Source organism: Palleronia salina (genome assembly GCF_900141995.1).
Lineage (GTDB): Bacteria > Pseudomonadota > Alphaproteobacteria > Rhodobacterales > Rhodobacteraceae > Palleronia > Palleronia salina.
In genome coordinates, this window is sequence record NZ_FQZA01000002.1 from 31,569 (window position 1) to 44,613 (window position 13,045).

Annotated in this window: 13 protein-coding genes; 8 read left to right on the forward strand and 5 right to left on the reverse strand. The window is 69.1% G+C overall.

Features of this window, described 5'->3' with window-relative positions:
- Positions 1-12: 12 nt before the first annotated feature.
- Positions 13-888: a CPBP family intramembrane glutamic endopeptidase gene (locus tag BUB76_RS03025; protein WP_175550257.1), complete on the reverse strand. Its 876-nt coding sequence runs from the start codon at positions 886-888 to the stop codon at positions 13-15.
- Positions 889-1,049: 161 nt separating this feature from the next.
- Between BUB76_RS03025 and ilvD the strand changes: the two genes are divergently transcribed.
- The 5 genes from ilvD (at position 1,050) to BUB76_RS03050 (ending at position 7,214) form a co-directional block, all read left to right on the forward strand.
- Positions 1,050-2,813, forward strand: a complete 1,764-nt coding sequence (gene ilvD / locus BUB76_RS03030) for a dihydroxy-acid dehydratase (RefSeq protein WP_073126619.1) — start codon at positions 1,050-1,052, stop codon at positions 2,811-2,813.
- A 24-nt stretch (positions 2,814-2,837) separates the two neighbouring features.
- Positions 2,838-3,617, forward strand: a complete 780-nt coding sequence (locus tag BUB76_RS03035) for a DUF6478 family protein (protein ID WP_139250765.1) — start codon at positions 2,838-2,840, stop codon at positions 3,615-3,617.
- 19 nt (positions 3,618-3,636) lie between these two features.
- Positions 3,637-4,029: a hypothetical protein gene (locus tag BUB76_RS03040; protein ID WP_073126623.1), complete on the forward strand. Its 393-nt coding sequence runs from the start codon at positions 3,637-3,639 to the stop codon at positions 4,027-4,029.
- A 72-nt stretch (positions 4,030-4,101) separates the two neighbouring features.
- Entirely contained in the window at positions 4,102-6,117 is a 2,016-nt protein-coding gene (locus BUB76_RS03045) for an NADPH-dependent 2,4-dienoyl-CoA reductase (RefSeq protein ID WP_073126625.1), read from the forward strand.
- Positions 6,118-6,308: 191 nt separating this feature from the next.
- Positions 6,309-7,214, forward strand: coding sequence for a LysR family transcriptional regulator (locus tag BUB76_RS03050; protein ID WP_073126626.1), 906 nt, complete (start codon positions 6,309-6,311; stop codon positions 7,212-7,214).
- An 8-nt stretch (positions 7,215-7,222) separates the two neighbouring features.
- Here the strand turns inward: BUB76_RS03050 and BUB76_RS03055 are convergent, their stop codons facing one another.
- The 4 genes from BUB76_RS03055 to BUB76_RS03070 are packed head-to-tail and all read right to left on the reverse strand — an operon-like array spanning position 7,223 to position 10,197.
- A complete protein-coding gene (locus BUB76_RS03055; RefSeq protein WP_073126628.1) occupies positions 7,223-8,176 on the reverse strand; it encodes an OmpA family protein in 954 nt (317 codons plus the stop codon).
- Positions 8,173-8,742 carry a peroxidase-related enzyme gene (locus BUB76_RS03060; RefSeq protein WP_073126630.1) on the reverse strand — a complete coding sequence of 190 codons (570 nt, stop codon included), beginning with the start codon at positions 8,740-8,742 and terminating at the stop codon, positions 8,173-8,175. Before BUB76_RS03060 ends, BUB76_RS03055 begins: the two co-directional genes overlap by 4 nt.
- 7 nt (positions 8,743-8,749) lie before the next feature.
- Entirely contained in the window at positions 8,750-9,469 is a 720-nt protein-coding gene (locus tag BUB76_RS03065) for a GNAT family N-acetyltransferase (protein ID WP_084140509.1), read from the reverse strand.
- Positions 9,466-10,197 carry a competence/damage-inducible protein A gene (locus BUB76_RS03070; RefSeq protein ID WP_073126633.1) on the reverse strand — a complete coding sequence of 244 codons (732 nt, stop codon included), beginning with the start codon at positions 10,195-10,197 and terminating at the stop codon, positions 9,466-9,468. Before BUB76_RS03070 ends, BUB76_RS03065 begins: the two co-directional genes overlap by 4 nt.
- 45 nt (positions 10,198-10,242) lie before the next feature.
- On the opposite strand from BUB76_RS03070, the gene sfsA reads away from it, so the two are divergent.
- The 3 genes from sfsA (at position 10,243) to BUB76_RS03085 (ending at position 12,989) form a co-directional block, all read left to right on the forward strand.
- A complete protein-coding gene (gene sfsA / locus BUB76_RS03075) occupies positions 10,243-10,947 on the forward strand; it encodes a DNA/RNA nuclease SfsA (protein ID WP_073126635.1) in 705 nt (234 codons plus the stop codon).
- A 73-nt stretch (positions 10,948-11,020) separates the two neighbouring features.
- Positions 11,021-11,833: a type I methionyl aminopeptidase gene (gene map, locus BUB76_RS03080; protein WP_073126637.1), complete on the forward strand. Its 813-nt coding sequence runs from the start codon at positions 11,021-11,023 to the stop codon at positions 11,831-11,833.
- Positions 11,826-12,989 carry an MFS transporter gene (locus tag BUB76_RS03085; RefSeq protein WP_084140510.1) on the forward strand — a complete coding sequence of 388 codons (1,164 nt, stop codon included), beginning with the start codon at positions 11,826-11,828 and terminating at the stop codon, positions 12,987-12,989. The genes map and BUB76_RS03085 overlap by 8 nt, the downstream gene beginning before the upstream one ends.
- Positions 12,990-13,045: the final 56 nt, after the last annotated feature.

The following is a 13,045-nucleotide window of genomic DNA, read 5'->3' on the forward strand; positions in this document are numbered from 1 at the left end:
GGCGGAATGCAATCAGGGCCTGAGCGCGAAGCGCAGCACGCCCCAGACCAGCGAGACCAGGGCCAGGTCGGCCATGAGAAGCGGCCCGGTGATGGTCACCTCGTCGGCGGCATAGGGTGTCAGGAACAGCGCGAGCCCGGTGATCGTCCCCTTGGTCGAGATCAGAAGCAGGGCCACGACGTTGTTGGCGAAATGCAGCCCCCAGGCCGCCCCGATGGTTCCGGTGACCACGGTCAGGTCGGCGGCGATCAGCCCGAAGAACGCGGTCGACCCCACGACCGCCCAGGCATTGGCGCCCATGGTGGCGGGATCGAAATGCAGCATTCCGAACAGCAGCGACGGCACCAGCATGTAGATCAGCGGCGTTGCAAAACGTGCGGCCAGCTGTTGCAGCAGGTAGCCGCGAAACAGAAGCTCCTCCGCGCCGGTCTGTATCAGCACCCCCAGCAGCGCCAACGGCAGCAGCGTCAGCCAGAGGTCGGGGGGGAGGTTGGGCTCGCCGTCGAACTGCACGGTCCAGACGGCCAGGGTCAGGCCGTAAATCGCCCCCGTCGTGCCCAGCGCGACAAGGAAATGCCGAACCGTGCGGCCGCGTCGCCCGATCAGGCTGCCCACGCGGCGCCGGTGAAGCAGCTTGACGGCCACGATCGGCCCCAACGCCATGCCGACGAAGGTGGCCAGCAACAGCAGGGTGGCGCGCGGGGTCGTCGGCTCGGCCATGCCCTCGAGCAGGCCCAGCGCCTCCTGTTGGCCGATGACCAGGACAAGCAGGCCGAACAGCGCGGCCAGCCACAGCACCATCGCCAGCACGCAGATGACCAGCCCGAGCACGAGCCGCCAGATCTGGGGCCTGCCCCGGGCCGGGGAGACGAAGGTCTCGAAAGGCATCGTGTCCGGCATGGTTCGGCCGATCCAACTCGTGAGGGTGAAATGGTACCTAGCCCGCCCAACCGTCGGGTGCAAACCGACGCCGGCGCCCGGCCAAATCCCTTGTGTGCAGGCGCACCGTCCCATATGCGATGGAAAACACTGCCTGCCGGAGCGTCACCATGTTGAAGTCGAAAGCCGACAAGTCCAAGCTGCCCAGCCGCCACGTCACCGATGGCCCGGCCCGGGCGCCGCACCGGTCGTATTACTACGCCATGGGCCTGACGCAGGAAGATATCGACGCGCCCTTCGTCGGCGTCGCGACCTGCTGGAACGAGGCCGCGCCCTGCAACATCGCGCTGAACTGGCAGGCCCAGACGGTCAAGCTGGGCGTGAAGGCGGCAGGCGGCACCCCGCGTGAATTCACCACCATCACCGTGACCGACGGCATTGCCATGGGACACGAGGGCATGCGCTCGTCCCTGGCCTCGCGCGAGGCGATCGCCGACACGGTCGAGCTGACCATGCGCGGCCACGGCTACGATGCGCTGGTCGGGCTGGCGGGCTGCGACAAGTCGCTGCCGGGCATGATGATGGCGATGATCCGGCTGAACGTGCCGTCGGTCTTCATGTATGGCGGGTCGATCCTGCCGGGCAAGGTGCCCGAGGGCGCCGACGTGCCCGAGGATTTCGCCACGCGCGACCTGACCGTGCAGGACATGTTCGAGGCCGTGGGCCGCTACCAGGCGGGCGAGATGACCGACGCGCAACTGGCCGTGCTGGAGCGTGTCGCCTGCCCGTCGGCCGGTGCCTGCGGCGGGCAGTTCACCGCCAACACCATGGCCTGCGTGTCCGAGGCGATCGGGCTAGCGCTGTTCAACAGCTCGGGCATGCCCGCGCCGTTCGAATCCCGCGGCCAGTACGGCGAGGCGTCGGGCGGCGCCGTCATGCACCTGGTCGAGCAGAACATCCGCGCCCGCGACATCGTCACCCGCAAGTCGCTGGAAAACGCCGCGCGCGTGGTGGCCTGCACCGGCGGGTCGACCAATGCCGGCCTGCACATGCCCGCCATGGCCCACGAGGCCGGGATCGATTTCGACCTGATGGATGTCTGCGACATCTTCCGCGACACCCCCTACTTCGTCGACCTCAAGCCCGGCGGCCAGTTCGTGGCGAAGGACCTTTACGACGTGGGCGGCATCCCGGTCGTGATGAAGGAGCTGCGCAAGGCGGGGCTGATCCACGAGGACTGCATGACCGCGTCGGGCCGCGCCATCGGCGAGGAGATCGACCGGGTCGAGCGCGAGGCCGATGGCCGCGTGATCTATCCCATCGACACGCCCATCACCAAGACCGGCGGCGTCGTGGGCCTCAAGGGCAACCTCGCGCCCGAGGGGGCCATCGTGAAGGTGGCCGGGATGAGCGCCGAGCAACAGGTCTTCACCGGCCCCGCCCGCGTATTCGAATGCGAGGAAGACGCCTTCGCCGCCGTGAAGGCGCGGTCCTACGAGGAAGGCGAGGTCCTGGTCATCCGCAACGAGGGTCCCGCTGGCGGCCCCGGCATGCGCGAGATGCTGGCGACCACTGCCGCGCTGTCGGGCCAGGGCATGGGCAAGAAGGTGGCGCTGATCACCGATGGCCGCTTCTCGGGCGCGACGCGGGGCTTCTGCGTGGGCCATGTCGGCCCTGAGGCCGCCCATGGTGGGCCCATCGCGCTGCTGCAGGACGGCGACATGATCACCATCGACGCGATCGAGGGCACCCTGTCGGTGGACCTTCCGGCCGAGGTGCTGGACGAACGCCGCGCCGCCTGGTCCGGCCCGCGCGAGACGATCTATGCCAGCGGCGCGCTGTGGAAATACGCCCAGCTCGTCGGCGACACCCGCAAGGGCGCGGTCACGCACCCGGGCGGCAAGGCGGAAAAGCACGTCTACATGGACCTCTAGGTCTCGTGTGACACGGGACCGCGCGTGGTCAACGGAGGGGCGCAGGCGATGAAGCTCATGGGCAGGCTGGATCGATTGGCCCATCGACGCGCGCTGAAGTACTGGACGCAGGTCGGTCGCGACGCGGCCGCCCTCGATCCGGAAACCCTTGGTCAGCTCGGTGACACGGCGCGTGGCCTGCGCGGCGCGCTGGACCAGGCGATCGCCGCGGCGGAGCGGTCGAGAGGGCCGGCCTCGGGGCAGCTTGCACCGGCCGCCGCCGATGACTGGTCCTGGCGCCCGGCGGCGTGGGAGGCCGCCCAGCCCGGCGCGATGCTGGTCGCGCCCGAAACCGGCACCCCGCTGGGCACGACGCTCAAGCTGTTCCACGACTGCACCGATCCCACCTTCAGCGCCCGGCAGGAGCTGTCGCCGCCACGCCCGCCGAAAATCGCGCTGGAGTGCTTCCAGTTCGACGGCTCGTTCCTGAGCCTGGTCATGGACCTGCCGGATCACGGCCTGACGGATCTGAAGCGGCACCATATCATCGAGGTGCGGATGTGCGCGCGGCGCGAGCGGCCGATCGAGATGCTGGCGCGCCTGAACGTGCGGCACGGCCCCAATACCGAGCAGATCGTGCACGAGATGGCACCGATTCCCGAGGCCGAGGATACCTGGGGGCTTGCCTTCGACATGGCCTATGCCGGGATCGATCAGGCGCGCATCTCGGGCGCCTGGATCGACCTGATCTTCGACAGCCCCGCCATGAACCGCATCGTCATCCAGGACCTTCTCGTGACCCGCCGCGTGCGGTCCGAAGTCTGACCGGAGAGGGCCGAACGCCATGACCGACATCCAAAGATCCCGCTGGACCGTCAGCACCGCGTCGCTCGACTCGGGGACTTGGCAGGTGACGCTCGCACCGGTCGGCCACGCCGGCGACAGCGCGCCGCGCCTCAAGGCCACCCACCGCAGCCGGCCCGTCGCTCTGCCCGATTTCGAGCGCGCCGAGACCGGCTGGTCCATGCGGCTGCGCCTGCCCGACGCGATGCTGTCCGACGGGGTGCAGACCCTGCTGCTGACCGATGCCGAGACCGGGGCCGCGGTGGGCAGCTGCCACGTCTCGGCGGGGCGCGCGTTGGACGGCGATCTGTTGGCCGAATTGTCTCAGCTGCGGGCCGAGCTGGATCTTCTGAAACGATCCTTCCGCATGCACTGCGCCGACAGCGGCGAATGACGCCGCGTATGGGGTGACACCTTCGCGCCAGCTGCGCAGACTGCGCCTCACACCGCTGCGGAGGAGCGCCCGATGTCCGACTACCTACACCTTCTGGCCCCGCTCGACCTGGGCTTCACCACGCTGAAGAACCGCGTGCTCATGGGCTCGATGCATACGGGCCTGGAAGAGACACGGGACTGGAACCGGGTGGCCGAGTTCTATGCTGCCCGCGCCCGAGGCGGTGTCGGCCTGATGGTCACGGGCGGCATGGCCCCGAACCGCGAGGGCGGCGTGTTTCCCGGTGCGGCGGGGCTGTTCAATGACCAGGACATCGCGAACCACCGGGTGGTGACGGACCGGGTGCACAACGCGGGCGGCAAGATCACCATGCAGATCCTGCACGCCGGCCGCTATGCCTATTCCCCCGACTGCGTCGCGCCCTCGGCCATCAAGTCGCCGATCTCGCCCTTCCCGCCCAAGGAACTGGACGAGGACGGCATCGAGAAGCAGATCGCCGACATCGTCACCGCCGCTGCCCGCGCGCGCGAGGCCGGGTATGACGGGGTCGAGGTGATGGGCTCCGAAGGCTACTTCATCAACCAGTTCCTGGTCGAGCACACCAACCATCGCACCGACCGCTGGGGCGGCAGCCTGGAAAACCGCCAGCGACTGCCGGTGGAAATCGTACGTCGGGTGCGCGAGGCGGTCGGTGACGACTTCATCGTCATCTACCGGCTGTCGATGATCGACCTGATCCCCAAGGGCCAGACCTGGGACGAAGTCGTTCAACTGGCCCGCAAGGTCGAGGCCGCGGGCGCCACCATCATCAACACCGGCATCGGCTGGCACGAGGCACGCGTGCCCACCATCGCCACGTCGGTGCCGCGCCGCGCCTTCGCCTGGGTCACGAAGAAGCTGATGGGCGAGGTCGGGATCCCGATCATCACGTCGAACCGGATCAACATGCCGGACGTGGCCGAATCCGTGCTGGCCGATGGCTGCGCCGACATGGTCTCCATGGCGCGGCCCTTCCTGGCCGACCCGGACTTCGTGGCCAAGGCCGCGGCGGGTCGGGCCCACGCGATCACGCCCTGCATCGCGTGCAACCAGGCCTGCCTCGACCACACCTTCGGCGGCAAGCTGTCGTCGTGCCTGGTGAACCCCCGCGCCTGCCACGAGACCGAGCTGGTGGTCGAGCGCGCCGAAACGCCCAAGCGCATCGCGGTGGTCGGCGCAGGCCCCGCCGGCCTGTCGGTCGCGCTGACCGCCCGCGAACGCGGCCACGACGTGACGCTGATCGACCGCGCCGACCAGATCGGCGGGCAATTGAACATGGCGAAGGCCATCCCAGGAAAGGAAGAGTTCATCGGCCTTGTCGATTACTACGTCCGCGCGGTGGACGAGGCGGGCGTGACGCTCAGGCTGGGCACCGAGGCCACGGCGGACATGCTGGCAGATTTCGACGAGGTGGTGATCGCCACGGGCGTCGCGCCGCGCGACCCGCAGATCCCGGGACAGGACCACCCCAGCGTGCTGGGCTATATCGACGTGCTGCGCGACAAGGCGCCCGTGGGCCAGTCGGTGGCGGTGATCGGCGCGGGCGGCATCGGCTTCGACACGTCCGAGTTCCTGGTCACCGAGGACAGCCCGACCGAGCACCTGCCCGAATGGCTGCGCGAGTGGGGGATCGAGGATCCCGCCGACGCGCGCGGCGGTCTGGACCCCGATGGCCCGCACCCCGACGCCCCCGCGCGTCAGGTCTACCTGCTGCAACGCAAGACCGAGCGTCCGGGCAAGCGGCTGGGCAAGACCACGGGCTGGATCCATCGCGCCGGGCTGAAGATGCGCGGTGTCCGGATGATGGCCGGCGTCACCTATGACCGGATCGACGACGACGGGCTGCACATTACCGTGGACGGCGCGCCGCAGGTCCTGAAGGTCGACAACGTGGTGCTGTGTGCGGGTCAGGTCCCCCTGCGCGACCTGGCGGACACGCTCGAAGCCGCGGGCACGCCCTGCCACGTCATCGGCGGCGCGGATGTGGCGGCCGAGCTGGACGCCAAGCGCGCCATCGACCAGGGCACGCGCCTGGCCGCCACGCTGTAGCCCCGCGAAACCGCGAAATTCATTCGGCTTTTCGCCGGGTGGCGTGAAACTCGCCGCCCGGTGCGCGCGTGTTTCGGCTTGGGGAACGATCCGACAATCACCCCCTTATTGTCGGTCCGGCACCGCAATCCTGCCCGATTGTGGGGCGAGATTGTTCCCTGAACCGGAACAGCCAACCAAGGTAAGGCGCAATGGACCGACTGACCGAGATGGAAGCTTTTGCCACGGTGGTGGATCAGGGTGGATTCACCGACGCGGCGAAGAAGATGGGGATCTCGAAATCCGCCGTCTCGAAACACGTCTCGTCGCTCGAGGCGCGGCTGGGCGCACGCCTTCTGAACCGCACCACGCGCCGGGTCAGCCCGACCGAGATCGGCCTGGCCTATTACGACCGGGCGCGGCGCGTTTTGAACGACGCGGGCGAGGCCGACAGCCTTGTCACCTCCATGCAATCGGCGCCGTCGGGCCTGCTGCGCATCAGCGTCGCAACCGATTTCGGCGTGAACCACCTCAGCCCGATCCTTGGCGATTTCCTGTCGGAATTCCCCGAGATCACCGTGAACATGGTCTTGAACAACCGCTACGTCGAGCTGATCAGCGAAGGCTTCGACATGGCCGTGCGCATCGGCGAGCTCGAGGACAGCACCCTGCGCGCCCGCAAGCTGACCGAGACGTCCAAGCGGATGATCGCGTCGCCGTCCTATTTCCAGAAATACGGCCGGCCGATGAAGATCGACGACCTGAACGAACACAAGCTGCTGCATTACTCCAGCCAGTCCAACGGATCGGTCTGGAAGCTGACCGCGCCCTCGGGCGAAAAGCGGCAGGTCCGCACCGCGGGCTGGCTGTCGGTCAATGACGGGCAGTCGCTGCTGAATGCCGCGATCTCGGGGCTGGGCATCGCCTACCTGCCCTCGTTCCTTTACGCCGACGCGATGGCGCAAGGCCTCGTCGAAGAGGCGATCCCCGATCTCCCCAAGGAAATGCAGGGGATCTACGCTGTCTACCCGCCGGGCCGGTTCACCCAGCCCAAGGTCCGCGCTTTCATCGATTTCCTGGTGCACGCCTTTGCAGAGAAAGGCCCCGACGCCTGGTAAAGGCCCTGTCAATTCGTAATTCGCACCACCTCGACACGGCGGTTGGCCAAACGGCCTTCGGCCGTGTCGTTGTTCGCGCGTGGCGCGAGGAAGCCGACGCCGTGGGCCGTGACCTGCCCCGGGTCGACGCCGAAGTCATCGACCAGGGCATCGCGCACCGCCTGCGCCCGACGCCGCGACAGCGCGACATTGGGATCGAGCCCGCCTTCCGTATCGGTATGGCCCACGATCGCCACCTGCATCCCGGGTCGTTCGGACAGGTAATCCGCCAACGCCCGCAGCGATGACGACTCGCCCGGGTCCAGCGTCGCCGCCCCGGTGGCGAACAGCAGCCCCTCGAGCACCGCGCGCCCGCTTCGCCGAAGCTCATCGATGACCGTTGCGGAGTCCCCCGCGGCGGACGTTCCGGGGTCCGATGCAGGCGCCTGGGTCCCGCCCACCGGAGACGAGTCCGACACCTCGGGGCTGGCACCGCCCTCGGGCGCCACGTGGGTCAGCTGCACGAAGGCCGATCCGCCACCGCGGCTGAGCATCAGCGACAGCCGCGCGCCGGTCCCGTGCTCGGCCAGCAAGTAGCGGAAATTCCCCAGGTCCACGTACATCGCGGGCGCCGGCAGCGCGTTCGAGGCGAAGCGGAAATCATAGCCGCCGCACACCCGGTCGAGGCATTCGAACGTGACGGTCCAGCCGGCGGCCTGAAGCTGCGGAACAAGGGCATCGCGCAGCTGCAACGGCGTGATCATCTGCCCCCGCAATTGCCACGCGGTGCGGGTCACGGTGCCCGCAGTGCGCGTCACCGGCACCTGAGCCCCGTCCCACGCCCCGCTGGGCAGCCGGACGCTGGCGCCCTGCTCGACCCGCTCGGCGGTGCGGACGGCGTCGCCCGGCAGGTCCAGCGTGACCGCACCCGCCACGCCCGCCAGCGCCGAAAGAAGCGCCGCCAGGACGGCCGGTCGGATCATCGCGCCTGCGCGTGGTATTCGGGGTTCGGCGCCATCTCCGACGCGCTGGCCACGCGGTTGGTCATGTTGAAGAAGCCGGCGACCGAGGCGATGTCCCAGATATCGCGATCGGTGAAGCCCACGTCGCGCAGCCCCTTGCGGTCGGTCTCGCCCATCAGGTGCGGCGTCTCGGTCAGCTTGGTGGCGAAGGCCAGCATCGCGGTCTGCCGCGCGTCGAGCTTCGCCACCCGCCAGTTCATCACCATCTGTTCGCCCAGAGCCGGATCTCCCGACAACTGCCGCACCGCCGCGCCGTGGGCGACAAGGCAGTAGTAGCACTTGTTCACCGACGAGACCGCCACCGCGATCATCTCGCGCTCGAGCTTCGACAGGCCCGAGTCGGCCAGCATCAGGTCGTTGTAGAGCGCGGTGAAGGCGTTCAACTTGTCGATGTCGAACGCGTAGGCCCGCAGGACGTTGGGCACCATCCCCAGCTTGTCCTGGCAGATGTCGAAGTATTTCTGCGTTTCGGGCGGCAGCGGATCCACCATCGGCAGGTCCAGCGCGGTCGGGGCGTCGTCTTTCATCGGGGCCTCATGGTCTGATGCGGTAGTGGTAGCATGGCTGTTCCGCCATGCCGAGCGACCGGTAGAGCGCGTTCGCGGGATCGTTGGCGCGCGTGACCAGCAGCGTGAGCGTCGTGGCGCCATTCTTCCGCGCCCAGTGGGCCGCGTGGCTGATCAGCGTGCGCCCGGCGCCGTTGCGGCGCAACTTGGGCCGGGTTTCCAGCGCGTGGATCATGGCGATATCGCACGCGGCGGCGACGAACACCGTCGCGGCAGGCTGATCCCTGGCGCGGCCGAGGATGGCGATCTTCGGCACCGCGACCCGCTCCATCACCGCGACACGGGCGGGACCGATGCCGCCCGCCGCCCAGATGTCATGCTGGATTTGCAGCGGCGGCCACGCGCCGAAGCCGGTGACCGGCGGCGGCGGATCCCCCGCCATCTGGGCGACGGGGGCGTGATACAGAACCGTCGGGTCCACGGTCAGGTAGCCGCGATCGTCCAGCCGCGCGTCCAGGTCGGACTGGTCGGGCCGCACCTGGAACAGCGCCTGCTGGCCCGCGTCGTCCATGGCGGCCTCGGCGGCGGTGATGTCCCGCTCGCCCACCGCGGTGTCGGTGGTGGCGGCCGAGACCCGCTTGCCGCCGCCCGCCCCGTCGCGCAGGGTCCAGGGCCCGTGCTGCCAGCTGCGGGCCGGTGGCCAGGTGGCGGCCAGCGTCGCGTCGATGACCGCCTGCGGCAGGTTCACTCGGCCGCCTCGGGGAAATGGGTTTTCAGCGCGCCCATCGCCGCCTCGAGCCGGTCCACGTCCGACCCGCGCACGACGACATTCACGCCAAAGCGGCCCTTCTGTACGAAGGGATAGGAGCCGACGGAAAGGTCCGGGTAGTCTGACGCGACCTGGCCCAGCGCCTCGGCGATGTCGCCCTCGCCCCGCTCCACCCGGATCGTGCGGCTTTCGACGCGCGCGCCGCCGGTCAGCGTCGGCAAAAGGCCCGCGACCATCGCCTCGAATATCTGCGGCACGCCGGCCATGACGTGGATGTTGTCCAGCGAGAACCCCGGCGCGGCGGACACCGGGTTGTCGATCAGCGTCGCGCCCTCGGGGATGCGGGCCATGCGCAGCCGCGCGTCGTTCAGGGTGCCGCCCTGGCGGTCGTAATGGGCCTGGAGGATCGCGCGCGCATCGTCGCGGACGCCGATCGGCACGCCCTTGGCCCGCGCGATGCATTCCGCGGTGATGTCGTCATGGGTGGGACCGATCCCGCCCGAGGTGAAGACATGATCGAACGCCTCGGACAACGCGCGCGCCGCCCGTTCGATGGCGTCCGGGTCGTCGGCCACCACGCGCACCTCTCGCAGGTCGATCCCGTGCTCGGTCAACCGCCCCGCCAGGTGGTGCATGTTGCTGTCCCGGGTGCGCCCCGACAGGATCTCGTCCCCGATGACCAGCATGGCGGCGGTTGGGTTGGGCATGGCACGCTCCTTGAGGGTCGGTTGCCAGCGTTGTAGGCCCGGCCCATGCGCTTTCAAACCCCTCTTGTCCGCGCCCGGCTGGTCCGCCGCTGGAACCGTTTCCTGAGCGAGGCGACGCTCGAGGACGGGACGCTGGTGCGCGCCCACTGCCCCAACCCCGGCACGATGATGGGGCTGAACGCGCCGGGCACGCCGATCTGGCTGGAGCCGAACGACGATCCCAAGCGCAAGCTGAAATACGGCTGGCGCCTGGTCGAGCTGGGGGACGGCGAATGGTCGGGCATCGACACCGCCGTGCCGAACCGCGTGGTCGGCGAAGCCCTGCGCGCCGGTCGGATCGCCGAGCTGGCCGCCTACCAGGGCGTGAAACCCGAGGTGAAATACGGGCAGAAAAGCCGCGTGGACTTCCTGCTGAGCCAGCCCGGCCTGCCCGATGCCTATGTCGAGGTGAAGAACGTCCACCTGCGCCGCGACGGCGACCTGGCCGAGTTTCCCGATTGCGTCACCGCCCGCGGCGCGCGGCACCTGGACGAACTGGCCGACATGGTGCGCCAGGGCCACCGGGCGGTGATGCTGTATCTGGTGCAGCGCACCGATTGCGCGGCCTTCGACCTGGCGCGCGACCTCGACCCGGGCTACGGCGCGGCCTTCGACCGGGCCCGGGCGGCGGGGGTCGAGGCGATCTGCTACGATACCGCCATCTCGACCGCGGCCATCACCCTGCGCCGCCCGCTACCCATCCGCGCCTGAACCGGCGGCGGGTGGTCAACGCCGCCCCGCGCGCCTATGTTCGCTGCGACGCAAAAAGACGAAAGCCAGACCCGTGGACGACACCAACCGTGGCCGCCTGACCAAGGACGGCATCCGCATCCATCACCCGGACGACTTCGCCGGCATGGCGAAGGCCGGTGCCCTTGCGGCCACCATCCTGGACGAGCTGATCCCCCACGTGCAGCCGGGCGTCACCACCGCCGCGCTGGACAAGATGATCGAGGACCGGATCGCGGCGGCCGGCGCGACCTCGGCCACCATCGGCTACAAGGGCTACCAGCACGCCAGCTGCATCAGCGTGAACCACGTGGTCTGCCACGGCATCCCCGGCGAGAAGGTTCTGAAGGACGGCGACATCCTGAACATCGACGTGACCGTGATCGTCGATGGCTGGTTCGGAGACACCAGCCGCATGTACGTGGCCGGCAAGCTCAGCCGCAAGGCCGACCGGCTTTTGCAGGTGACGCACGACTCGCTGATGAAGGGCATCGAGGCCGCGAAGCCCGGCAACACCTTCGGCGATATCGGCCACGCGATCCAGAGCTACGTTGAAAGCCAGCGCATGTCGGTCGTTCGCGACTTCTGCGGTCACGGGCTGGGCCGGGTGTTCCACGCCCCGCCCAACGTGCTGCATTACGGCCGCCCCGGCACCGGTCCCGAGCTGGAAGAGGGCATGTTCTTCACCATCGAGCCCATGGTGAACCTCGGCCGGCCCGAGACCAAGGTGCTGGCCGATGACTGGACCGCCGTGACCCGCGACAAGTCGCTGTCGGCGCAGTACGAGCATTCCATCGGCATCCGCGCCGACGGGGCCGAGATCTTCACCCCCTCGCCCGCGGGCCGGTTCCACCCCACCTATGGATGACACGTCAGGCGGTCACCGCACGGTGATCTGGAGCCTCTCGGCCTCGAACTTCGTGATCGGGATGGGGGCCTTCGTGCTGATCGGGCTGGTCACGCCCATCGCCGACGACATGGACCTTTCGCCGCCGCGCGTGGGCGCGGCCATGACGACTTATGCCATCGCCTACGCGTTGCTGTCGCCGTTCCTGGTGTCGCTGACCGGCGCGCTGGGGCGCCGCCGGGTGCTGGCGCTGGCGATGACGATTTTCGCCGGCGGCAACCTTCTGACCGCGCTGGCGCCGAGCGAATTCGTTCTGCACCTGAGCCGCGTGGTCGCCGCGGCGGGCGCGGGGATGTTCACGCCCGTCACGTCCTCGGTCGCCGCCGCGCTGGCGCCGCCGCAGGCGCGCGGACGGGCGCTGGCCAATGTCATCGTCGGCCTGACCGTGGCGCAGGTGCTGGGCGTGCCCGTGGGCAGCTTCGTGGGCTACACCTTCGGCTGGCGGGCCGGCTTCCTGATCGTCGTGGCGCTGGCCCTGCCCTGCCTGTGGCTGATCTGGACGCGCGTGCCCAAGGGGCTGGAGGTCGCGCCCGCGTCCCTGCGCCAGCTGGGCCGCACGCTGCTGGACGGACCCGTCATCCTGGCGGTGCTGTTCACGGCCAGCTTCCTGGGCTCGGTCTACGTGCTCTACACCTATCTTGCGCCGCTCTTGGAGCAGACCATGGGCTTCGGTCGCAACGGCGTGACCGCCGCGCTGGTGGTCTTCGGCCTGGGCGCGGTGATGGGCAACATCCTGGGCGGACGCATGACCGACCGGTTGGGGCCGGTCCGCACGCTGGTGATCCTCAGCTCGGCCCAGATCCTGGTGATGCCTGTCTTCTCGCTGCTGCCGGTGCCCGCGCCCGCCCTGTTCGCGCTGCTGCTGGTCTGGTCGATCTTCGGCTGGTCCTTCATGGCCGGGCAGCAGGTGCGCATCATCGGGCTGAACCCCGGGGCGGCGAGCGTGATCCTGTCGCTGAACGCGGCGGCGATCTACGTGGGCGCGGCGCTGGGCTCGGCCGTGGGCGCGTCGGTGCTGGGCGGGTTCGGCATCGGAGCGCTGGGGCTGGCGGCGGGGCTGTGCGCTGTCGTGCCCCTTCTCCACGTCCTGGTGTCGCGCTGGATCTCGGGGCGTTGAGCACGCGGCAGACGGTGCGCAGAAGTATTTGAAGACCAGTGATGCCACGGGCCGCG

What these genes read in the sequence shown, in the direction of transcription:
- sfsA (WP_073126635.1), top strand. Translation starts at nt 10,243, where the DNA reads ATGCGCTTTCAAACCCCTCTTGTCCGCGCCCGGCTGGTCCGCCGCTGG.
- BUB76_RS03085 (WP_084140510.1), top strand. Translation starts at nt 11,826, where the DNA reads ATGGATGACACGTCAGGCGGTCACCGCACGGTGATCTGGAGCCTCTCG.
- BUB76_RS03050 (WP_073126626.1), top strand. Translation starts at nt 6,309, where the DNA reads ATGGACCGACTGACCGAGATGGAAGCTTTTGCCACGGTGGTGGATCAG.
- BUB76_RS03025 (WP_175550257.1), bottom strand. Translation starts at nt 888, where the DNA reads ATGCCTTTCGAGACCTTCGTCTCCCCGGCCCGGGGCAGGCCCCAGATC.
- BUB76_RS03045 (WP_073126625.1), top strand. Translation starts at nt 4,102, where the DNA reads ATGTCCGACTACCTACACCTTCTGGCCCCGCTCGACCTGGGCTTCACC.
- BUB76_RS03070 (WP_073126633.1), bottom strand. Translation starts at nt 10,197, where the DNA reads ATGCCCAACCCAACCGCCGCCATGCTGGTCATCGGGGACGAGATCCTG.
- BUB76_RS03040 (WP_073126623.1), top strand. Translation starts at nt 3,637, where the DNA reads ATGACCGACATCCAAAGATCCCGCTGGACCGTCAGCACCGCGTCGCTC.
- BUB76_RS03060 (WP_073126630.1), bottom strand. Translation starts at nt 8,742, where the DNA reads ATGAAAGACGACGCCCCGACCGCGCTGGACCTGCCGATGGTGGATCCG.
- ilvD (WP_073126619.1), top strand. Translation starts at nt 1,050, where the DNA reads ATGTTGAAGTCGAAAGCCGACAAGTCCAAGCTGCCCAGCCGCCACGTC.
- BUB76_RS03055 (WP_073126628.1), bottom strand. Translation starts at nt 8,176, where the DNA reads ATGATCCGACCGGCCGTCCTGGCGGCGCTTCTTTCGGCGCTGGCGGGC.